This is a genomic window from Streptomyces sp. NPDC004284, from assembly GCF_042874035.1.
In the GTDB taxonomy this organism is placed as follows: Bacteria; Actinomycetota; Actinomycetes; order Streptomycetales; family Streptomycetaceae; genus Streptomyces.
On the sequence record NZ_JBIAMJ010000002.1, the window covers coordinates 621904 to 642370 of the forward strand.

At 75.1% G+C, this 20467-nt stretch carries 19 protein-coding genes; 17 read left to right on the top strand and 2 right to left on the bottom strand.

Annotated elements, in window-relative coordinates; all coding sequences use genetic code 11:
• Positions 1 to 12 precede the first annotated feature (12 nt).
• Entirely contained in the window at positions 13 to 1224 is a 1212-nt protein-coding gene (locus ACFYUS_RS07980; RefSeq protein ID WP_388847071.1) for a GNAT family N-acetyltransferase, read from the bottom strand.
• A gap of 155 nt (positions 1225 to 1379) precedes the next feature.
• On the opposite strand from ACFYUS_RS07980, the gene ACFYUS_RS07985 reads away from it, so the two are divergent.
• From ACFYUS_RS07985 to ACFYUS_RS08015, 7 genes are all read left to right on the top strand, one after another.
• Positions 1380 to 3464, top strand: a complete 2085-nt coding sequence (locus tag ACFYUS_RS07985) for an ATP-binding protein (protein WP_388847073.1) — start codon at positions 1380 to 1382, stop codon at positions 3462 to 3464.
• A gap of 80 nt (positions 3465 to 3544) precedes the next feature.
• Positions 3545 to 4696, top strand: a complete 1152-nt coding sequence (locus ACFYUS_RS07990; RefSeq protein ID WP_388847075.1) for a sulfite oxidase — start codon at positions 3545 to 3547, stop codon at positions 4694 to 4696.
• A gap of 65 nt (positions 4697 to 4761) precedes the next feature.
• Complete coding sequence (gene nadE, locus ACFYUS_RS07995; RefSeq protein WP_388847077.1) at positions 4762 to 5592, top strand: ammonia-dependent NAD(+) synthetase; 831 nt, start codon at positions 4762 to 4764, stop codon at positions 5590 to 5592.
• Between the two features lie 69 nt (positions 5593 to 5661).
• Positions 5662 to 6969, top strand: coding sequence for an alpha/beta fold hydrolase (locus tag ACFYUS_RS08000; protein ID WP_388847079.1), 1308 nt, complete (start codon positions 5662 to 5664; stop codon positions 6967 to 6969).
• Positions 6970 to 7059: 90 nt separating this feature from the next.
• Positions 7060 to 8190 carry a LacI family DNA-binding transcriptional regulator gene (locus ACFYUS_RS08005; RefSeq protein WP_388847081.1) on the top strand — a complete coding sequence of 377 codons (1131 nt, stop codon included), beginning with the start codon at positions 7060 to 7062 and terminating at the stop codon, positions 8188 to 8190.
• A gap of 90 nt (positions 8191 to 8280) precedes the next feature.
• Positions 8281 to 9213, top strand: coding sequence for an SIS domain-containing protein (locus tag ACFYUS_RS08010; protein ID WP_388847083.1), 933 nt, complete (start codon positions 8281 to 8283; stop codon positions 9211 to 9213).
• On the top strand, positions 9210 to 9962 hold the full coding sequence (locus ACFYUS_RS08015) for a PIG-L deacetylase family protein (RefSeq protein WP_388847085.1): 753 nt from the start codon (positions 9210 to 9212) through the stop codon (positions 9960 to 9962). Before ACFYUS_RS08010 ends, ACFYUS_RS08015 begins: the two co-directional genes overlap by 4 nt.
• A gap of 10 nt (positions 9963 to 9972) precedes the next feature.
• On the opposite strand, the gene ACFYUS_RS08020 is transcribed toward ACFYUS_RS08015, so the two are convergent.
• The gene (locus ACFYUS_RS08020; protein ID WP_388847770.1) at positions 9973 to 10749 is read right to left on the bottom strand and encodes a VOC family protein; all 777 of its coding nucleotides are present in this window, start codon (positions 10747 to 10749) and stop codon (positions 9973 to 9975) included.
• Between the two features lie 172 nt (positions 10750 to 10921).
• Between ACFYUS_RS08020 and ACFYUS_RS08025 the strand changes: the two genes are divergently transcribed.
• From ACFYUS_RS08025 to ACFYUS_RS08070, 10 genes are all read left to right on the top strand, one after another.
• Complete coding sequence (locus ACFYUS_RS08025) at positions 10922 to 11509, top strand: helix-turn-helix domain-containing protein (RefSeq protein WP_388847087.1); 588 nt, start codon at positions 10922 to 10924, stop codon at positions 11507 to 11509.
• 70 nt (positions 11510 to 11579) lie between these two features.
• Complete coding sequence (locus ACFYUS_RS08030) at positions 11580 to 12548, top strand: NADPH:quinone oxidoreductase family protein (protein ID WP_388847089.1); 969 nt, start codon at positions 11580 to 11582, stop codon at positions 12546 to 12548.
• The gene (locus ACFYUS_RS08035; RefSeq protein WP_388847091.1) at positions 12545 to 13726 is read left to right on the top strand and encodes an acyl-CoA dehydrogenase family protein; all 1182 of its coding nucleotides are present in this window, start codon (positions 12545 to 12547) and stop codon (positions 13724 to 13726) included. Before ACFYUS_RS08030 ends, ACFYUS_RS08035 begins: the two co-directional genes overlap by 4 nt.
• A complete protein-coding gene (locus tag ACFYUS_RS08040) occupies positions 13723 to 14841 on the top strand; it encodes an acyl-CoA dehydrogenase family protein (protein ID WP_388847093.1) in 1119 nt (372 codons plus the stop codon). The genes ACFYUS_RS08035 and ACFYUS_RS08040 overlap by 4 nt, the downstream gene beginning before the upstream one ends.
• Positions 14842 to 14928: 87 nt before the next feature.
• Positions 14929 to 16545, top strand: a complete 1617-nt coding sequence (locus ACFYUS_RS08045) for an ABC transporter substrate-binding protein (protein WP_388847095.1) — start codon at positions 14929 to 14931, stop codon at positions 16543 to 16545.
• Positions 16542 to 17534 carry an ABC transporter permease gene (locus tag ACFYUS_RS08050; RefSeq protein WP_388847097.1) on the top strand — a complete coding sequence of 331 codons (993 nt, stop codon included), beginning with the start codon at positions 16542 to 16544 and terminating at the stop codon, positions 17532 to 17534. Before ACFYUS_RS08045 ends, ACFYUS_RS08050 begins: the two co-directional genes overlap by 4 nt.
• On the top strand, positions 17527 to 18363 hold the full coding sequence (locus tag ACFYUS_RS08055) for an ABC transporter permease (RefSeq protein ID WP_388847099.1): 837 nt from the start codon (positions 17527 to 17529) through the stop codon (positions 18361 to 18363). The genes ACFYUS_RS08050 and ACFYUS_RS08055 overlap by 8 nt, the downstream gene beginning before the upstream one ends.
• On the top strand, positions 18360 to 19352 hold the full coding sequence (locus ACFYUS_RS08060) for an ABC transporter ATP-binding protein (RefSeq protein ID WP_388847101.1): 993 nt from the start codon (positions 18360 to 18362) through the stop codon (positions 19350 to 19352). Before ACFYUS_RS08055 ends, ACFYUS_RS08060 begins: the two co-directional genes overlap by 4 nt.
• The gene (locus tag ACFYUS_RS08065; RefSeq protein WP_388847103.1) at positions 19345 to 20010 is read left to right on the top strand and encodes an ABC transporter ATP-binding protein; all 666 of its coding nucleotides are present in this window, start codon (positions 19345 to 19347) and stop codon (positions 20008 to 20010) included. The genes ACFYUS_RS08060 and ACFYUS_RS08065 overlap by 8 nt, the downstream gene beginning before the upstream one ends.
• 113 nt (positions 20011 to 20123) lie before the next feature.
• A complete protein-coding gene (locus tag ACFYUS_RS08070) occupies positions 20124 to 20318 on the top strand; it encodes a hypothetical protein (RefSeq protein WP_388847105.1) in 195 nt (64 codons plus the stop codon).
• The last annotated feature ends 149 nt before the right edge of the window (positions 20319 to 20467 follow it).

Sequence of the window (20467 nt, forward strand, 5' to 3'; positions counted from 1 at the left end):
CGCGGCGCCCGCTCAGAACCAGTGCAGGCAGTGCGGGGCGCGCTCGCCGCGGAACAGGGCGTCGGCGAGGGCGGCCGCGCCCGGACGGCGGGCCCGGATGTGCCCGGCGCGCACGAGCGTGCTCGGCGCGGTGCCGCCGAGGTAGACCGAGCCCAGGTCCCGCACGTCCAGGGACAGGTCCGGCTCCCGGTCCGTCGGCACGCACTCCGCCTTGCCGTCCCTGACGGTCAGCAGGTGGCGGCCGTGCTCGCCGAGGAACGGGTCGTCGACGTCGAGGACGAGCTCGCCGTCCGCGAACCAGCCGCGCGCGGTCAGCGCCCCCGGGACGTCGAGCAGCCGCACCCACAGCCAGTCGGTGTCGCCGCCCGCCTCGCCGGCGCGGAAGTCCGCCAGCCGCCAGCGCAGCGGATGGTCGGACGGGACGTGCTCGAACACGACCCGGTCGACCAGGTCGTGCCCGAGCAGGAACCGGGCCAGGGCGGTGAAGACGGCGTCGTCGCGGGCGACGGTCTCGTCGACCGTCAGGGTCCCGGCCTCGCCGAGCGAATAGCTCGCGTACCCGTCCGGGACCCCGTCGGCGTCCCGGTGGACGGCGACGTGGCGCGGGGCCGGAGCGACCGGGGGCTGCCCCGCGCCCCGGGCCCACCAGCGGTGCGGCCGGGACAGCGCGCCGGGCGTCGCGCGCCGGTACCGGTCGTAGACCTCCTCCAGGATCTCGCCGCACTCGCCGCGCCGCAGCACCTCGACCGGGCCGCCGTCCGCGCCGCCCGCCCGGGGAGCGGCCAGGGCGGCCTGACGGCGCCGCACCGTCAGCCGACCCGTGTAGGTCGCGGGACCGTACCCGTACCTGCCGTAGATCGGGGCCTCGGAGGCGAGCAGCACGGAGAGGAACTCCCCGCGGGCCCGCAGTTCCGTGAGCTGATGCCGCATCATCGCGGTCAGCACGCCCCGGCGCCGGTGCGAGGGCAGCACGCCGACGGCGGACACCCCGCCGACCGGGACGACGGCCTCACCGGGCAGGGTGAGCTCGAAGGAGTACGCGGCGGCCGTGCCCACGGGCCGGCCGTCCTCCGCCAGGGCGAGCAGACCGCGGTCCCTCTCGAACGCCGACCACCAGACCCCGCCGCCGTCCTCGTCCGGAGTCTCCGGGAAGCGGCCGAACGCGGTGTGGAGCGTGTCGACGAAGACCCCGAGGTCCTCGTCGGTGGTGGAACGGATCTCCATCGGTACCGCCGCCTCCCCGGTCGTACGGGCACCACGGACGCGGCCCCGCCACAGTGCAGCGCTCCCCTGTGACCACGTCAAACGAATTACAGCCGAACCGGCGAAGAGCATCCGCGGCGTAACGAACCGGTTCCACCGGCCCGTTCGGCCCGCGCATGAGGGAGACTGCTCCCGTGCGTGGACATCTGCCGGACGAGAACCCCGGCTTCGTGGGGCGCCGCACGGAACTGGAGCGCGTATCCGCCGCGTTGGCGGAGCACCGCCTCGTCACCGTGACCGGCGTCGGGGGAGTCGGGAAGACCCGGCTCGCGCTGCGCGCCGCGCACCGCGCCGCCGACGCGTACCCGGACGGCGCCTGGTGGACCGACCTGGGCCAGCTCGCCGACGACCGGCTCCTCGTCGCCCTCGTCGCCGACTCCGTCGACCTCGCCGACCACACCCCCGGCGCGGCCGCCACCGGGCTCTGCCGCCGGCTCGCCGACGACCGGCTGCTGCTCGTCCTCGACTCCTGCGAGCACCTCGCCGAACCCTGCGCCCGGCTCGTCACCGAACTCCTCGCCGCCGCCCCCGGACTCACCGTCCTCGCCACCGGCCGACGCCCCCTCGGCGTCCCCGGCGAGCGGATCATCGCCCTCGACCCCCTGCCGCCCGCCGGAGGCGACGCCCTGGAGCTGCTCCGCCGGGCCGCCGGGGAGGACTTCCCCGCCGCCGGACCCGCCGGCGAGATCTGCGTACGTCTGGAGGGCATCCCGCTCGCCCTGGAACTGGCCGCCGCGCAGATCCGCCTCCAGGGCGCCGAAGCCGTCCGCGACCAGCTCGGCACCCGCCTCGACGCCCCGCCGGAAGCCCGCTTCGACCTGCTCGCCCACCCCGAGCGGGTGTGGCCCAGCCGCCACCAGACGCTGCGCGCCGCCATCGGCTGGAGCCACGAGCTGAGCGCCCCCCTCGAACGCCTCCTCTGGGCCCGGCTCTCCGTCTTCCGCGGCCCCTTCGACCTCGCCTCCGCGACCGCCGTGTGCGGCGGCGGCCCCCTGGACCCCACGACCCTGCCCGGCGCGCTCGACGGGCTCGTCCGTTCCTCCGTGGTCCGTCCGCCCGACGCCGCCGGCCGGTTCCGCATGCTCGACACCATCCGCGAGTACGGGGCGACCTGGCTGGAGCGGACCGGCGGGACCGGGACGGTCGCCGACCGGCACGCCGCCCACTTCCGGGACCTGGCCCGCCGGGCGGAGACCGAATGGCACGGTGCCCGCCAGCTCCACTGGTACCGGACCGTCGACGCGCACCACACCGACCTGCGCACCGCCCTCGACCGGCTGCTGCGCACCGACCCCGACGCCGCCCTCGACCTCGTCGGCTCCGTCGCCTTCGCCTGGTCCTGCCGCGGCCGCCTCCGCGAGGCCCGCGGCGGCCTCGAACAGGCCCTGCTCCTCAGCGAGGCCCGCGGCCGCGTCCGGGCCCGCGCCCTGTGGGCCCTCGGCGTCACCCTGGTCCTCCAGGGCGAGTCCCGCCCCGCCCAGGAGGTGAGCGAACGCTGCGCCCGCGAGGCCCGGTACGCGGAGTACGCGGAGCGTGCCGAGCCCGCAGGGCCCGGCGACCTCACCCTCGACGCCGCCGCCCTCGCCGGGCTCCTCGCCCTGACCACCGGCCGGCCGGCGGCCGCGTACGTCGTCGTGGGCCACGTCCTCGACGCCGCCCCCGGCGGCCCCGCCGACTCCGCCGCCCGGCTCCGCTGCCACCTCGTGCGGGTCTTCGCCCTCACCGGCCTCGGCCGCCTCGCCGAGGCCCGGGAGCAGGCCCTCCACCTGCGCGACCTGTGCCGCGAGCTCGACGAGCACTGGACCCGCACCGCCCTCGAGTACCAGCTCGCCCTCACCGGCCTCCTGGAGGGCGACCCGACCGCCGCCGCCGGCCACGCCCGCGGCATGCTCGAAGGCACCCGCCGCCTCGGCGCGAGCCTCGGCGTCGCCCTCGGCCTCGACGTCCTCGCCACCGCCCTCGCGGCGGCCGGCGACGGCGAGCGCGCGGCCGACGTCTCCGGCACGGGCGAGGCGTACTGGCGTTCCACCGGCCAGCCCCGGCGCGGCCTCCCCGGCCTGCGCGCCCTGCGCGAGAAGTACACCGGCTCCGCCCGCGCGACCCTCGGCGACCCCGCCTACCAGGAGATCTTCGCCCGCGCCCTCACCGGCCCTCCCCAGGACGGCCTGGAACGAGCGCTGCGGGGCCCCCGGCAGGACTGAAGGAACCCGGCGCACCGGGCCGGGCGCGGCCCCGACGGACCCGACGTGCCGGGCACCCCACCCGGGCGGACGATGAGGGCATGGACGGATCCCTGAGCGGTCTGGGCGACATCAGCACACCGGGACGCGTGGCCGGCCCCGACGAGGGCGTCACCGCGCAGGAGCTCGCCCTCGCCGCCAGGAACCACGGACTGCCCCTGGAGGCCCTGCGGTACGACGTCACCCCGCCCGGCCTCCACTACGTCCTCACGCACTACGACATCCCCGCCACCGAGGCCGACGGCTGGCGGCTCACCGTCGGCGGGCGGGTCCTGCGGCCGCTCGACCTGGACCTGGCGGAGCTCCGTACGCGGCCCGCCGTCACCCGCCGGGTGACCCTGGAATGCGCCGGGAACGGCCGGGCGAGGCTCACGCCCCGCCCCGTCAGCCAGCCCTGGCTGGACGAGGCCGTCGGCACCGCCGACTGGACCGGCGTCCCGCTGGCCGCCCTCCTCGCGGAGGCGGGCGTCGCCGAGGACGCGGCCGAGGCGGTGTTCACCGGCGCCGACCACGGGGTCGAGCGGGGCGTCGAGCAGGACTACCGCCGCAGCCTGCCCCTGGCGACGGCCGCCGACCCGGCGCGGGACGTCCTCGTCGCGTACGCGATGAACGGGGCGCCCCTGCCGCCGCAGCACGGCAGCCCGCTCCGGCTCGTCGTCCCCGGCTGGTACGGCATGGCGCACGTGAAGTGGCTCCACGACATCACGCTCAGCGACACCCCCTACACCGGCTTCCAGCAGAGCGTCGCCTACCGCCTGCGCCGGGAGCCGGACGAACCGGGGGAGCCCGTCACCCTCATCGCGCCCCGAGCCCTGATGGTGCCGCCGGGCTTCCCCGACTTCATGTCCCGCACCCGCGTCGTACGCCCCGGGCCCGTGGCGCTCACCGGGCGCGCCTGGTCCGGCCACGGCCCGGTCACCCGCGTCGAGGTCAGCGAGGACGGCGGGGCGGCCTGGACCGACGCCGTCCTCGACCGGGACCCCGCGCACCCCTGGGCCTGGGCCGCCTGGCACGCCACCTGGACGGCGACGCCGGGGCTGCGCCATCTGACCGTGCGGGCCACCGACGCCGCGGGGAACGTCCAGCCGCTCACCGAGCCGTGGAACCGCGGCGGCTTCGCGAACAACCTCGTCCAGCGGGTCGAGGTGCTGTGCACCCCGGAGGCGTCGGTCACCCGACCGGGCGACGCGTAGAGTCGACCCCGGTGCACCCCGTACCAGCGGGTACACCGCCGACCGACCCTGACGAGGAGACCTCCGTGACCGACCCGGCGCCCACCGCCCTCCAGCAGCAGATCGCCCGGGACCTCCAGGTCGCCGAGGCCTTCGACCCGAAGGCGGAGATCGAGCGCCGGGTGGCGTTCCTCACCGAGCGGCTCACCTCCACCGGGCTGCGCTCCCTGGTCCTCGGCATCAGCGGCGGCGTCGACTCCACGACCGCCGGCCGGCTCTGCCAGCTCGCCGTGGAGCGGGCCCGCGCCGCCGGGCACGACGCCACCTTCTACGCGATGCGCCTGCCGTACGGCGTCCAGGCCGACGAGGGGGACGCGCAGACCGCGCTCGGCTTCATCCGCGCCGACCGGGTCCTCACCGTGGACGTCAAGGCGGCCAGTGACGCGGCCCTGGAGGCCTCCCTCGCCGGCGGGACGGCCTTCCGCGACGCCCACCACCAGGACTTCGTGCACGGCAACATCAAGGCCCGGCAGCGGATGATCGCCCAGTACGCGGTCGCCGGCGCCCACGACGGTCTCGTCGTCGGCACCGACCACGCGGCCGAGGCCGTCTCCGGCTTCTTCACCAAGTTCGGCGACGGCGCCGCCGACGTCGTCCCGCTGACCGGCCTGACCAAGCGGCGCGTCCGCGCGATCGCCGACGAGCTGGGCGCCCCGGCCCCGCTCGTGTGGAAGACGCCCACGGCCGACCTGGAGACCCTCGACCCGGGCAAGGCCGACGAGGACGCGCTCGGCGTCACCTACGACGACATCGACGACTTCCTGGAGGGGAAGCCGGTCGCGGAGGCCGCCTACGCCACGATCGCCCGCCGCTACGCGCTCACCGAGCACAAGCGGCAGCTGCCGATCGCTCCCTGAGCCCTCGTACGCCCCCGCCGTGTGATCCACTGTCCTCGCGGGGGCGTACGAACAGGAACAGGAACAGCCTTGACCACCTACCGCCAGCCGGGCCTCGTCCTCACCGACCACCGTTTCCCCGTCCCCCTCGACCACGACCGCCCCGACGGCGAGCGCATCGAGGTCTTCGGCCGTGAGGTCGTCGCGAGCGGCCACGACGGACCGGGCCGCGAGAAGCTCCCCTGGCTGGTCTACCTGGAAGGCGGGCCCGGCTTCGGCGCCCGCCGCTTCATCGGCCCGCAGGCCTGGCTCGGGCGCGCCGTGAAGGAGTTCCGCGTCCTCCTCCTCGACCAGCGCGGCACCGGCCGCTCCACCCCCGCCAACCGCCAGACCCTGCCGCTGCGCGGCGGCCCGGCCGAGCAGGCGGAGTACCTGGCGCACTTCCGCGCCGACTCCATCGTCAAGGACTGCGAGCTGATCCGGCGCCGGCTCACCGGAGGCGCCCCCTGGACCGTCCTCGGCCAGAGCTTCGGCGGCTTCTGCGCCACCCACTACCTGTCCACCGCCCCCGAGGGCCTGGACACCGTCCTCATCACCGGCGGCCTGCCCTCCCTGGACGCCACCGCCGACGAGGTCTACCGCGCCGCCTTCCCCCGCATCCGGCGGAAGAACGAGGCCCACTTCGCCCGTTACCCCCAGGACGCCGAGCGGGCCCGCGCGATCGCCGCCCACCTCCTCGACCACGAGGTCACCCTCCCCGGCGGCGGCCTCCTCACCGCCGAGGCCTTCCAGTCCCTCGGCATCCTCCTCGGCTCCGGCGAGGGCACCCACCAGCTCCCTCTGCTCCTGGAGGGCGCCTTCGTGCCCACCCCGGGCGGGCCCGCGCTCTCCGACGCCTTCCTGGAGCAGGTCCAGGCCCACCTCTCGTACGCCGGACACCCGCTGTACGCCGTGCTCCACGAGGCCATCTACGCCCAGGGCCGGGGCCCCACCGACTGGGCCGCCGAGCGGGTCCGAGCCGAGCACCCCGAGTTCGACGCCCGCACGGCGCTCGCCGAGGGCGCGCCGCTGCTCTTCACCGGTGAGACCGTCCACCCCTGGCACTTCACCACCGACCCCGCGCTGCGCCCGCTCCGCGAGACCGCCGAACTCCTCGCCGCGCGCACCGACTGGGCACCGCTGTACGACCCCGAGCGGCTCGCCGCCAACGAGGTGCCGGTGGCGGCCGCCGTCTACCACGACGACATGTACGTCGACACCGCCCACTCCCTGGAGACCGCGCGCGCCGTGCGCGGCCTGCGGACCTGGGTGACCGACGAGTACGAGCACGACGGGGTGCGGGCCGGCGGGCCGCGCGTCCTCGACCGGCTCCTCGCCCTCGCCAGGAACGAGCTCTGACCACCGGCACGGGGTGGGCATAGGATTCGGCGCGCAATCGAGCAGCAAGGACACCGGGGCGCGAGCCCCGGCCCGCGCGGGGGAGGCCGGATGGCGGCACGCGAGACACCGGCCTCCGGCCGGGAGCTGAAGTTCCGGGCCCTCATGGCGGAGCTGCGGCGCGGCATCCTCGACGGCACCTGGCCCCCCGGCAGCAAGCTCCCCACCGAACGGGCCCTCGCCGCCGAGACGGGCCTGTCCGTCACCACCGTCCGCCGCGCCTACGAGGACCTCGTCGCCCTCGGCCTCGTCGAACGGCGCCAGGGCGCGGGCACCTTCGCCGCCCACCGCCCCGAGCGGGACCGGGCCGACCGCCGGATCGTCGGCGTCCTCGTCCCCGACACCACCTTCTACTACCCGCGCGTCCTCCAGGGCATCGAGAAGGAACTCGCGGCGGCCGGCGCCCGGCTCGTCCTCGCCTGCTCGCACTACGACCCCGCCGAGGAGGACGCCGCCGTCGAACGGCTCCTCTCCGCGGGCGTCCACGGCCTCCTCCTCGTCCCCGGCCTGCACACCGCGACCGACCCGGGCCGGCGCGCCGAGGAGCTGCTCGCCCTGCCCGTCCCCGCCGTCCTCGTCGAGCGCCGGCTCGCCGCCCACGGCCCCGGCGACGCCACCGAGCACGTCTGCACCGACCACGAGGGCGGCGCCTACGACGCCGTGCGCCACCTGAGGGCCCTCGGCCACGAGCGGCTCGGGCTCGTCGCCCGCACCGACGCGCCCACCACCGCGCCCGTCGAGTCCGGCTTCGCCCGCGCCCTCGACGACCTCGGACTGCCCGCCGCGGCGTACGAGCGGGACGTGATGGCCCGCTGGGACCCGGACCGCGCCGACCGGGCCCTCGGCGGACTGCGCGCCTCCGGTGTCACCGCCGCGCTCTGCTTCGGCGACCGGGAGGCCGCCCTGCTGCTCGGAGCGGTCCGCCGCGCCGGGCTGCGGGTGCCGGAGGACCTCGCCCTGATCAGCTACGACAACGAGTTCGCCGATGTCGCCGAGACCCCGCTGACGGCCGTCTCGCCCCCCAAGTACCAGCTCGGCCGCCTCGCCGCGCAGATCCTGCTCCGGCGGCTCGCCGAGGGCGACGCGGCCCCGCTCCACCAGGTGCAGCTGAGACCGCGCCTGGTGGTCCGGGCCTCCTGCGGGGGACGGGTGGAGGGGAACCCACAAAAGTCCAAGCATTGAGCATGGATTGCTCATGGCGTGCTCTGGTCACGCGGGTGTACAACTCGGTCCGGACCCGCGGGGGGACCCAGCGAGGAGAGGACCCGGACCATGAGCACCCACGTCAGCGCGGAGATCGCCGGCCAGCCCGACTGCTGGCGCCGCGCCGCCGAGATCGCCGACCGCGACGCCGGCCTCCTGCCGGCCCGCGGCGAGCGCGTCGCGGTCGTCGGATGCGGCACCCCGTACTTCATCGCCCGCGCCTACGCGGCCCTGCGGGAGTCCCTCGGCGCGGGCGAGACCGACGCGTTCCCCGCCTCCGACACGACCCCGCTCGGCCGCGACTACGACCGGATCGTCGCCCTCACCCGCTCCGGCACCACCACGGAGGTCGTGGACCTGCTCGCCCGCGCCGCCGGGAACATCCCGACGCTCGTCGTCACCGGGGTCCCCGACAGCCCCGCAGGGCGGCTCGCCGACCGGGTCGTCGACCTCGGCTTCGCCGACGAACGCTCCGTCGTCCAGACCCGGTTCCCCACCACCGCCCTCCAACTCCTGCGCGCCGGGCTGGGCGTGGACCTCGGCCCGTCGATCGCCGACGCCGAGCTCGTCCTGTACGAGGCGCTGCCCGCCGCCTGGGAGCGGCGCGGCCAGTTCACCTTCCTCGGTGCCGGCTGGAGCGTCGGGCTCGCCGACGAGGCGGCGTTCAAGCTGCGCGAAGTGGCCCGCGCCTGGACGGAGTCGTACGCGGCGATGGAGTACCGCCACGGCCCGATCACCATCAGCGACCGTGCGAGCCTGGTCTGCTGCATCGGCCCGGAGCCCTCCGGCCTGCGCGACGAAGTGGAGTCCACGGGAGCCCTGTTCGCCGCCGACGCGATCGACCCGGTCGCGGCCCTCGTCCGCGCCCAGCGGCTCGCGGTCGCCCTCGCGGCCCGGCGCGGCCTCAACCCCGACCGCCCGCGCCACATCTCACGATCCGTCATCCTCGCGGGAGCGTTCCGCCCGACGGTGTCGGAGGCGACCCGTATCCTGCGGTCATGATCGACACGGATGCCCAGGACCTCCTGGAGATGCCCGGCGACTGGACGCGCGCGCTCGCCGTCGTCGCCCACCCCGACGACCTGGAGTACGGCTGCGCGGCGGCCGTCGCCGCGTGGACGGACGCGGGGAAGGAGGTCACGTACGTCCTCGCGACCCGCGGCGAGGCCGGCATCGACACCCTCGCCCCCGACGTCTGCGGCCCACTGCGCGAGCAGGAGCAGCGGGACAGCGCCGCCGTCGTCGGCGTGGACGCCGTCGAGTTCCTCGACCACCGCGACGGCGTGATCGAGTACGGGCTCGGGCTGCGCCGCGACATCGCGGCCGCGATCCGCCGCCACCGCCCCGAGCTCGTGATCACCCTCAACCACCGCGACACCTGGGGCGGCTTCCCGGGCGCCCCCTGGAACACCCCCGACCACCTGGCCGTCGGCCGCGCCACCCTCGACGCGGCCGCCGACGCCGGAAACCGCTGGATCTTCCCCGAGCTGACCGACCAGGGCCTGGAGCCCTGGAACGGCGTCCGCTGGGTCGCGGTCGCCGCTTCCAGCACCCCGACCCACGCGGTCGACGCCGGCCCCGGCCTGGACCGCGCGATCCGCTCCCTCCTCTGCCACCGCGCCTACATCGAGGCCCTGACGGACCAGGACCCGGAGGCGTACGTCCGCGACTTCCTCACCGAGGCGACGGGCCGCGCCTCCGCCCGCTTCGGCGACCGCCCGGCGGTGGCCTTCGAACTCTTCGGCCGCTGACGGGCGACCCTCACGCCCTCGGCATGGGCTTCATCACCGCGAAGACCGCGCCGAAGGGGTCGGCGAGCCAGGCGATGCGGCCGACGTCGGGGATGTCGGCGGCGGGCAGGACGACCGAGCCGCCGTTGCCCTGGGCCGTGAGGGAGGTCGCGTCGGGGTCGTTGACCATGAAGTACGGGATCCAGGACGGCCGCATCCCTTCCCGGGCCTCCGCCGCGCCGCCGAAGGAGGCGCCCTCCTGGTCTCCCTCGGCGGTGGAGATCACCTGGTACGTCAGGCCGGGCGCGTCCATCCGCGACCAGCGCCAGTCGAACAGGCTCCGGTAGAAGCCGAGCGTCGACTCCGGGTCGGGGACGTGGAGTTCGACCCAGAAGAGGGCGTTGGGGGACCAGGTCCGCTCCAGGCCCTTCACCGTCCCCGGCTGCCAGACGGCGAACTCGGCGCCGGCCGGGTCGGTGAGGCAGGCCATGCGGCCCGCGTCCATGACGTCGAAGGCCTCGACGCGCACGGTGCCGCCCGCGGTCCCGGCGGCCTTCTGGGTGGCGTCCGCGTCCGGGGTCTGGAAGTACACCGTCCAGGCGCTGTGCGCGCCCTCCTCGGTGAGCGGGCCGAGCGCGGCGACCGTGGCGCCGTCCTGCTGGAAGAAGCCGTAGCCGCCGGCGTCCGGGCCCGCCGACCGGAAGCCCCAGCCGAAGACCGCGCCGTAGAAGGCGGCGGCGGCCTCCGTGTCGGGGCTGCCGAGGTCGAGCCAGTTGGGTGAGCCCTTGGTGAACTGCGTACCGAGCATGGGTGGTGTCCCGTCCTTGCGTCGTCCGTGGCCGAATGTGGTCACCATGGCCGATCCTCGCCCCCGGGTCCGCCCGGCGCAGCCGCAACCGCCCTGTTTCATCCGGCCGGCCGATACGTTCCGCCCCTGAGTTTCCGGCAAGGAATCTTGCCGTTCCTGCAACACTGGCCGTATGACCGAAGACGATCGCATCGACGCCGTCCTGACCGAGGTCGGCCCCCGCCTCCGCCGTGTCCGCCGCGACCGCGGCGTGACCCTGGCCGAGCTCTCCGCCGCCACCGGCATCTCCGTGAGCACCCTCTCCCGGCTGGAGTCCGGGCAGCGCAGGCCCAGCCTCGAACTGCTCCTGCCGCTCGCCCGCGCCCACCAGGTCCCGCTGGACGAGCTGGTCGGCGCCCCGCCGGTGGGCGACCCCCGGGTCAAGGCGAAGCCGATCGTGCGCAACGGCCGGACGATGTACCCGCTGACCCGGCAGCCCGGCGGGCTCCAGGCGTACAAGGTGATCCAGGAGAAGGGGCGCGAGGCCCCGGAGCCCCGGGTGCACGAGGGGTACGAGTGGCTGTACGTGCTCTCCGGGAGGCTCCGGCTCGTCCTGGGCGAGCACGACGTCGTCCTGGCCGCCGGTGAGGCCGCCGAGTTCGACACGCGGGTCCCGCACTGGTTCGGTCCGGCCGGGGACGGGCCGGTGGAGTTCCTGAGCCTGTTCGGGCCGCAGGGGGAGCGCATGCACGTACGGGCACGCCCCAAGAAGTCCGGCTGACCCGTTCCCCCGCGGGCAAGCGACCGCTTAGTATGCCACCCGACCGCTCGGTACGGAGGAGGCATTCCGGATGCAGGCATGGCGTGTGCACGAGAACGGCGAACCGGGCGCGGTGATGCGCCGCGAGGAGGTGGAACCCCCCGCCCCCGGCGACGGCCAGGTCCTCCTCAGGGTCCGCGCCGCGAACGTCAACTTCCCCGACGCGCTGCTCTGCCGCGGCCACTACCAGGTGCGGCCCCCGCTGCCCTTCACCCCCGGCGTCGAGGTCTGCGCCGAGACCGAGGACGGGCGCCGGGTCATCGCCACCGCGGCCCTCCCGCACGGCGGCTTCGCCGAGTACGCCCTCGCCGACGCCACCGGCCTCCTGCCCGCCCCCGAGGCGCTCGACGACGCCGAGGCCGCCGCGCTGCACATCGGCTACCAGACCGGCTGGTTCGGCCTGCACCGCCGCGCCGCCCTGAAGGAGGGCGAGACCCTCCTCGTCCACGCGGCTGCGGGCGGCGTCGGCAGTGCCGCCGTCCAGCTCGGCAAGGCGGCCGGCGCCACCGTCATCGGCGTGGTCGGAGGCCCGGAGAAGGCCGCCGTCGCCCGCGCCCTCGGCTGCGACCTGGTGATCGACCGCCGCTCCGAGGACGTCGTCGCCGCCGTCAAGGCCGCCACCGGCGGCCGGGGCGCCGACGTGATCTACGACCCCGTCGGCGGCGAGGCCTACCAGCAGTCCGCCAAGTGCGTCGCCTTCGAGGGCAGGATCGTGATCGTCGGCTTCGCGAGCGGCACCGTCCCGGCCCCCGCCCTCAACCACGCCCTGGTGAAGAACTACTCGGTCCTCGGCCTCCACTGGGGCCTGTACGCGGCGAAGGACCCGGCCTCGATCGGCCGCTGCCACGAGACCCTGACCGCCTACGCGGCGAAGGGCCTCATCAAGCCGCTCGTCGCCGAACGCGTCCCCTTCGCGGGCGCCGCCGACGCCGTCCAGCGCGTCGCCGACGGCACCACCACCGGCCGTCTGGTCGTCCTCCCGGAAGGGGTCCACGCATGACCGACGCCGAGGAACTCCGCTCCCGCACCCGGCAGTTGCTCGCCGAGCACCCGCCGGCCACGACCGACCGCACCGACTTCCTGAAGGCCCGCTTCGACGCCGGACTCGCCTGGGTGCACTACCCCGTGGGCCTCGGCGGACTCGACGCGCCCCGCGCCCTCCAGGCCGTCGTCGACGCCGAACTCGCCGCCGCGGGCGCCCCCGACAACGACCCGCGCCGGATCGGCATCGGCCTCGGCATGGCCGCGCCCACCCTCCTCGCGTACGGCTCCGAGGAGGTCAAGTCCCGCTTCCTGCGGCCCCTCTGGGTCGGCGAGGAGGTCTGGTGCCAGCTCTTCAGCGAGCCCGGAGCCGGCTCCGACCTCGCCGCGCTCGGCACCCGCGCCGTCAAGGACGGCGAGGACTGGGTGATCGACGGGCAGAAGGTGTGGACCTCCAGCGCCCACGTCGCCCGCTGGGCCATCCTCATCGCCCGCACCGACCCCGAGGCGCCCAAACACCGGGGCATCACCTACTTCGTCTGCGACATGGTCGACCCCGGCGTCGAGGTCCGGCCGTTGCGCCAGATCACCGGCGAGGCCGAGTTCAACGAGGTCTTCCTCACCGGCGTCCGCATCCCCGACGCCCACCGCCTCGGCGAGGTCGGCGACGGCTGGCGGGTCGCCCAGACCACCCTCATGAACGAGCGGGTCTCCATCGGCGGCGCCCGCGTCCCCCGCGAGGGCGGCATGATCGGGAAGCTCGCCGCGACCTGGCGCGAGCGCCCCGAGCTGCGCACCCACGAGCTGCACCGGCGCCTCCTCGACCTCTGGGTCGACGCCGAGGTGGCCCGGCTCACCGGCGAACGCCTCCGCCAGCAGCTCGTCGCCGGACAGCCGGGACCCGAGGGCAGCGCGATGAAGCTCGGCTTCGCCCGGCTCAACCAGGCCATCAGCGGCCTGGAGGTCGAACTCCTCGGCGACGAAGGCCTGTTGTACGGGGATTGGGAGATGCGTCGCCCCGAGCTCGTCGACTTCACCGGCCGCGACGCCGGCTACCGCTACCTCCGCTCCAAGGGCAACTCGATCGAGGGCGGGACCAGCGAGGTGCTCCTCAACATCGTCGCCGAGCGGGTCCTCGGCCTGCCCCCGGAGCCCCGCAACGACAAGGACGTCGCCTGGAAGGACCTGGCCCGATGACAGCGCAGACCGATCTCCTGTACTCCGAGACCGAGGACGACCTGCGGGCGACGGTCCGCGCCCTGCTCGCCGACCGGGCCGGCCACCAGGTGCTGCTCGACCGGATCGAGACGGACGACCCGTACGTCCCCGGTCTCTGGAAGTCCCTCGCGGGCGACATCGGCGCCGCCGGCCTCCTCGTCCCCGAGGAGCTCGGCGGCCAGGGCGCGAGCCACCGCGAGGCCGCCGTGGTCCTGGAGGAGCTGGGCCGCGCGGTGACCCCGCTGCCGTACCTCACGAGCGCGGTGGTGGCCACGGAGACGCTGCTCGGCCTGGTGGGGGAGGGGGACGGCCCTGTGGCCGGGCTCCTGGCGGAGCTCGCGGGCGGCCGGACGGTCGCGGTGCTCGCCGTACCCCTGTCGACCGCGCCGGACGCGGAGGCGTTCCCGGCCGGAGCGCCGGACGCGGAGCCGCCGCAGGCCCCCGAGGTCGCGGGCGTCGCCGACGCCCTCGCCGCCGACGTCCTCCTCGTCCCGCGCGCCGACGGCCTGTACGCCGTACCGGCCGGGGAGGCGACGGTCGAGCCGCAGACCCCGCTCGACCTCACCCGCCCGCTCGCCCGCGTCGCCACGCCGCCCGGGAGCGGCACCCGTCTCGCCGGCGGCGACGCGGCCCGCGCGGCCGTGCGGCGCGGGCTGCTCGCGGGTGCGGGACTGCTCGCCTCCGAGCAGCTCGGGCTCGCCGAACGGTGTCTGGAGGAGACCGTCCGGTACACCCGTGAGCGCCATCAGTTCAACCGGCCCGTCGGTTCCTTCCAGGCCCTGAAGCACCGCATGGCCCAGCTCTGGCTGGACGTCGTGGGGGCGAGGGCGGTGGCCCGCGCCGCCGCCGACGCGCTCGCCACCGGCAGCCCGGACGCGCCGCTCACCGTGGCGGTCGCCCAGGCCTACTGCTCCAAGGTCGCGGTCCGCGCCGCCGAGGAGTGCGTGCAGCTGCACGGCGGCATCGGGATGACCTGGGAGCACCCGGCGCACCTGGCGCTGAAGCGGGCCAAGTCCGATCAGATCGCGCTGGGTTCGGCGGGCCGGCACCAGGACGCGATCGCCGCTCTGGTGGATCTGCCGGCCCCCAGGTAGGGCCCCCGTGCCCGCGCCTCTTTTACCTGCTGTTTAATTGCAAGCTGTTCGCAATAACAGTTGATCTTCAAGAGGGGTGTGGGCACGATGACCGCCCGATCCATCCGCGGTGCGGCGACCGCGCTACTCGCGGGGGCGCTCGCCCTCGCCGCCGCGGCCTGCACGAACCCCGGCTCCACCGCCGGCGGCTCCGGCGGACCCGAGGATTCCGTGGTCGTCGGCATCGCCTACGAGCCCGAGACCCTCAGCCCCCTCCTCGGCTACGGCAAGGACGGCAACTCCAAGATCTTCGACGGGCTCCTCGCCTTCGACGCCGGCATGAGGCTCGAGCCGGCCCTCGCCGTGGCGCTGCCCCGGATCAGCGACGACGGCCTGACCTACACGTACACCCTCCGCCAGGGCGTCACCTTCAGCGACGGCGTCCCCTTCACCGCGAAGGACGTCGTCTACACCTACCGGACGATCCTCGACCCGAGGACCAACAACCCCTCCCGCACCGAACTCGACGCCCTCAGGAGCGTCGAGGCGGTCGGCGACGACACCGTCGTCTTCCGGCTCAAGTACCCCTACGCGCCCTTCGCCGAGCGCACCGTCCACGCCATCGCCCCCGAGCACGTCGCCGCGCGGCAGGACGTCAACACCGGCGCGTTCACCACCAAGCCCATCGGCACCGGCCCGTACGTCCTCACCGGCTGGTCCAGGGGCGAGAAGCTCGGCTTCACCGCCAACCCCCGCTACTGGGGCGGCGCGCCCGCGGTGAAGAGGTTCACCATGGCGATCGTCAAGGACGACGACGTCCGCGCCACCCGCCTGCGCGCCGGTGACCTCGACGGCGCGATCCTGCCGCCGAACCTCGCCGCCGGATTCAAGGGCGACGGGACGAAGAAGACCTGGACGGCCAAGACCTTCGACTACCGCACCGTCACCCTCCCCACCCACAACAGGGTCGCGGGCGACACCGCCGTCCGCCGCGCGCTCGACCTCGCCGTCGACCGGCAGGCCATGGTCGACAAGATCCTCGAAGGCGCCGGAAAGCCCGCCTACGGGCCCGTCCCCACCGACAGCCCCTGGTTCGCGAAGGGCACCGAGCGCCGCCACGACCTCGCCGGTGCCGAGAAGGTCCTCGACGAGGCCGGCTGGAAGCCGGGCCCCGACGGCATCCGCGTCAAGGACGGCGTCCGCGCCGCCTTCCCCCTCTGGTACCTCTCCGGCGACAAGCTCCGCCAGGACCACGCCCTCGCCTACGCCTCCGACGCCAGGAAGGCCGGCATCGACATCACCACCCAGGCCGGCACCTGGGAGGTCATCGAACCCCGCATGAAGACGGACGCCGTCCTCGCGGGCGGCGGCTCGCCCGGCGACCCCGACTTCGACCAGTACCTCCTCCTGAAGTCCACCCTCGGCGGCGACGGCTTCAACAACATGGCCCGGTACGACAACGAGACCGTCGACCGCGCCCTGGAGGACGGCCGCCGGACGAACGACCCCGCGAAGCGGAGGGCCGCGTACGACACCGTCCAGCGCGAACTGGCCAAGGACCCCGGCTACACCTTCCTCACCCACATCGACCACCTCTACGTCATGAACGACGAGTGGGACGGCCCGAGCACCCAGACCGAGCCCCACGACCACGGCCTCGCCTCCGGCCCCTGGTGGAACGTCGAGAACTGGAAGCCGAAGGCCCCGGGAGAGCCGAAGAAGTGAGCCGCCGCCTCCCCTGGGCGGCCATGGCCCGGATGACGGGACGGCGCACCCTCGCCGCCGTCCCCGTCCTCCTCGGCGTCACCCTCGCGGTGTTCGCCGTCGCCGAAGCCTCCCCCTTCGACCCCGTCAAGGCCTACGCCGGCACCGCCGGACTCACCGCCTCGCAGGAGAACCTCGACCAGCTCCGCGCCAACCTCGGCGCCGACCTGCCGCTCCTCACCCGCTGGTGGGAGTGGCTCGCCTCGGCCCTCACCGGCGACCTCGGCGACTCCGCCGTCATGCGCCGCCCCGTCGCCGAGGTCATCGGCGAACGCCTCGGCTGGTCCGTCCTCCTCGCCGCCACCGCCTTCGCCCTCGCCCTCGCCCTCGGCACCCTCCTCGGCGTCCTCGCCGGACGCCGCCGCGGAGGCCTCCTCGACCGGGCCGTCAGCTCCGCCGCGTACACCCTGGAAGCCGCCCCCGCCTACTGGCTCGGCCTCCTCGCGATCTGGTTCCTCGCCGTCGAACTCGGCGCCCTGCCCGCCGGCGGACTCACCGACACCGCCAGCGACACCGTCACCGCGGGCCAGGTCGCCCGCCACCTCGTGCTGCCCGCGCTCGTCCTCGGCCTCTCCCAGCTGCCCTGGTTCTTCCTGTACGTCCGCCAGGGCGTCGGCGACGCCCTCGACGAGGACCCGGTGCGCGGCGCCCGCGCCCGCGGCCTGCGCGAACGGACCGTCCTGACCGGGCACGCCCTGCGCTCCGGAATGCTCCCCATGCTCACCCTCGTCGGCTCCCGCGTCCCCGAACTCATCACCGGCGCCCTGCTCGTGGAGACCGTCTTCAGCTGGCCCGGCATCGCCGCCGCCACCGTCACGGCCGCCACCTCCGTCGACTTCCCGCTGCTCGCCGCGCTCGCCGTCCTCGCCACCGCCGCCGTCCTCCTCGGCAACCTCCTCTCCGACCTGCTGTACGGGCTCGCCGACCCGAGGGTGGGCTTCGATGGCTGACCCGCGCACCCACCGCCTGCGCCTGTGGGCCTCCGCCGGCACCGTCGGCGCGATCCTCCTCGCCGTCCTCCTCGTGCCCCCGCTCGTCCCGCTCGACGAACAGGCCGTCGACCTCTCCCGCAAGCTCCTCCCGCCGTCCTGGGAGCACCCCTTCGGCACCGACGACCTCGGCCGCGACCTCCTCCTGCGCTGCGTCTACGGCCTGCGGATCTCGCTCCTCGTCGGACTGGTCGCCGCACTCGTCGCCACCGTCGTCGGCACCGCCGTCGGAGCGGCGGCCGGGGCGCTCGGAGGCCGGACCGACCGCTGGCTGATGAGGCTCGTCGACGCCTTCTCCTCCGTGCCGCACCTGCTGCTCGGCATCTTCGTCGTCGCCCTCTTCCGGCCCGGCGTCTGGCCCGTCATCGCCTCCGTCGCCGTCACCCACTGGCTCTCCACCGCCCGGATCGTCCGCTCCGAGGTCCTCTCCCTGCGCAGCAGGCCCTACGTGGACGCGGCGATCTCCGGCGGAGCCTCGCGCGCCAGGGTCGCCGTCCGCCACCTGCTGCCCGCCGTCCTGCCGCAGGCCGGACTCGCCGCCGTCCTGATGGTCCCGCACGCCATGTGGCACGAGTCCGCGCTGTCCTTCCTCGGCCTCGGCCTCCCCAGCCACCGGGCCAGCCTCGGCAACCTCGTGCAGAACGCCCGCTCCTCGCTGCTCGCCGGGGACTGGTGGCCCACCCTCTTCCCCGGGCTCCTGCTCATCGTCCCGACCCTCGCCATCGCCGGACTCGCGGGCGTCTGGCGCGACCGCCTCAACCCGCGCCGCCGATCGGAGCTGTCCCTGTGAACTCCCGCGTCGAACGCGCCCTCCAGGCCGTCACCGCCGAACGGGCCGAGGACGCCGTCCTCAGCGTCCGCGGCCTCACCGTCCGCTTCCGGCTGAGCGGCGGCCGGACCGTCGCCGCCGTCGGCGACGCCGACTTCGACCTCGCGGCGGGGGAGTGCCTCGCCCTCGTCGGCGAGTCCGGCTGCGGCAAGTCCGTCCTCGCCTCCGCCCTCCTCGGTCTCCTCCCCGGGAACGCCGAGACCTCCGGCACGGCCGTGCTGGACGGCCTCGACCTGCTGGCCGCCGACGAGAAGACCCTCGCCCGCACCGTACGAGGACGGCGCGTCGGCCTCGTACCGCAGAGCCCCGCCGCCCACCTCACCCCCGTCCGCACCGTACGGTCCCACCTGGAGGAGACCGTCCGCGCCCTCACCCCCACCGCGCGGAGAGGGCGGCGCAAGGCCACGGAGGACGCCGCCGAACGGGCCGCTTTCCCCGCCGGACACCTCGACCGGTATCCGCACGAGCTCTCCGGCGGCCTCGCCCAGCGCGCCGCCACCGCCCTCGCCCTCATCGGCGACGCCCGCCTGCTCCTCGCCGACGAGCCCACCACCGGCCTCGACCGCGACCTCGTCGACCGCACCGTCGACGAGCTGCGCCGCCACACCGACGAGGGCCGCGCCCTGCTCCTCATCACCCACGACCTGACCGCCGCCGCACGCATCGCCGACCGCGTCGCCGTCATGTACGCGGGCCGGATCGTCGAAGTCGCCCCCGCCCACCGCTTCTTCGGCCCCACCGGGCCCCGCCACCCCTACGCCCGAAGGCTCCTCGACGCCCTGCCCGACCGGGCGTTCACCCCGATCCCCGGCATGCCGCCCGAGCTCTCCGCCCTGCCCGAGGGCTGCGCCTTCGCCCCGCGCTGCCCCCGCGCCACCGACCGATGCGCCACCCGCCCCGAACCGGCGGCCGGCGTGGCCTGCCACCACCCGGAGCAGCCCCGTGCTTGAACTCGACTCCGTCACCGCCGGATACGAGCGCCGCGCCCCCGTCTTCCGCGGCGCCTCGCTCACCCTCGCCCCCGGCGAGTCCGTCGGACTGCTCGGCCCCAGCGGCTGCGGCAAATCCACCCTCGCCCGGGTCGCGGCCCTCCTCCACCGCCCCGAAGCGGGCCGCCTCGTCCTCGACGGCACCGAGGTACGGGCCTGGCGCCACCGCGCCCCGCGCGAGCAGCGCACGGCCGTCGGCGTCGTCTTCCAGCAGCCCCGCACCGCCGCCGACCCCCGCCTCACCCTCACCGGACTGATCGCCGAACCCCTGCGCGCCACCGGCCGCCGCGCCGAGGCCGCCGAGCGGGTCGCCGCCCTCGCCCCGGCCGTCGGCCTCACCCCCGACCTCCTCGGCCGCCGCCCCCACGAGGTCAGCGACGGCCAGCTCCAGCGCGCCTGCCTGGCCCGCGCCCTGACCCTCCGCCCCCGCTGGCTGATCTGCGACGAGATGACCGCCATGCTCGACGCCTCCACCGCCGCCGCCCTCGTCGCCGCCGTCGAGAGCTACCGCGCCGAGACCGGCGCGGGCCTCCTCGCCGTGGGCCACGACCGTGTCCTGCTGAACCGCTGGTGCGACCGCACGGTCGAATGGAAGGACTGCCTGCCCGCCGCGCCCTGACCGAATCTCACCCGTATGGCCGCCCCGCCATACGCCCGGACGGACCGCTCATTCCGCCACACTGTCCGCCGAACGCCGCAATTCCGGTGCGGCGACGGAGGGACGTGAGAGCGATGGCCGTTTCCATTTCTGTCGTGGTGCTGCTGCTGGTACTGACCGTGATCTTCGTGCGGAACAGTGGCCTGAAATTCACGCACGCCCTCGTCTGCGCCCTGCTCGGCTTCTTCCTCGCGGGCACGAGCATGGCGCCCACCATCCACAACGGCGTGGCCGCCACCGCCGACGTCGTCTCCGGCCTCAGGCCCTGACCTCCCCTCGGGGTCCGGCCGGCCCACCCTTCTCGGCCACCCGCCCGGGGTCGGCTTTCGGACCACTCGTGAACGGTGCATGAAAGCGGGGGAGGTTCCATGTACTTCTCCTCCGCTCCCGCCTACCGTCGGCGCCCGGCGCGACGCAC

Excerpts from the sequence above, each read along its gene's own strand:
- ACFYUS_RS07980 (WP_388847071.1), bottom strand. The coding sequence starts at position 1,224 with ATGGAGATCCGTTCCACCACCGACGAGGACCTCGGGGTCTTCGTCGAC.
- ACFYUS_RS08055 (WP_388847099.1), top strand. The coding sequence starts at position 17,527 with ATGGCTGACCCGCGCACCCACCGCCTGCGCCTGTGGGCCTCCGCCGGC.
- ACFYUS_RS08005 (WP_388847081.1), top strand. The coding sequence starts at position 7,060 with ATGGCGGCACGCGAGACACCGGCCTCCGGCCGGGAGCTGAAGTTCCGG.
- ACFYUS_RS08015 (WP_388847085.1), top strand. The coding sequence starts at position 9,210 with ATGATCGACACGGATGCCCAGGACCTCCTGGAGATGCCCGGCGACTGG.
- ACFYUS_RS08040 (WP_388847093.1), top strand. The coding sequence starts at position 13,723 with ATGACAGCGCAGACCGATCTCCTGTACTCCGAGACCGAGGACGACCTG.
- ACFYUS_RS08010 (WP_388847083.1), top strand. The coding sequence starts at position 8,281 with ATGAGCACCCACGTCAGCGCGGAGATCGCCGGCCAGCCCGACTGCTGG.
- ACFYUS_RS08070 (WP_388847105.1), top strand. The coding sequence starts at position 20,124 with ATGGCCGTTTCCATTTCTGTCGTGGTGCTGCTGCTGGTACTGACCGTG.
- ACFYUS_RS08030 (WP_388847089.1), top strand. The coding sequence starts at position 11,580 with ATGCAGGCATGGCGTGTGCACGAGAACGGCGAACCGGGCGCGGTGATG.
- ACFYUS_RS08035 (WP_388847091.1), top strand. The coding sequence starts at position 12,545 with ATGACCGACGCCGAGGAACTCCGCTCCCGCACCCGGCAGTTGCTCGCC.
- ACFYUS_RS08045 (WP_388847095.1), top strand. The coding sequence starts at position 14,929 with ATGACCGCCCGATCCATCCGCGGTGCGGCGACCGCGCTACTCGCGGGG.
- ACFYUS_RS07985 (WP_388847073.1), top strand. The coding sequence starts at position 1,380 with ATGAGGGAGACTGCTCCCGTGCGTGGACATCTGCCGGACGAGAACCCC.
- ACFYUS_RS07990 (WP_388847075.1), top strand. The coding sequence starts at position 3,545 with ATGGACGGATCCCTGAGCGGTCTGGGCGACATCAGCACACCGGGACGC.
- ACFYUS_RS08025 (WP_388847087.1), top strand. The coding sequence starts at position 10,922 with ATGACCGAAGACGATCGCATCGACGCCGTCCTGACCGAGGTCGGCCCC.
- ACFYUS_RS08020 (WP_388847770.1), bottom strand. The coding sequence starts at position 10,749 with ATGCTCGGTACGCAGTTCACCAAGGGCTCACCCAACTGGCTCGACCTC.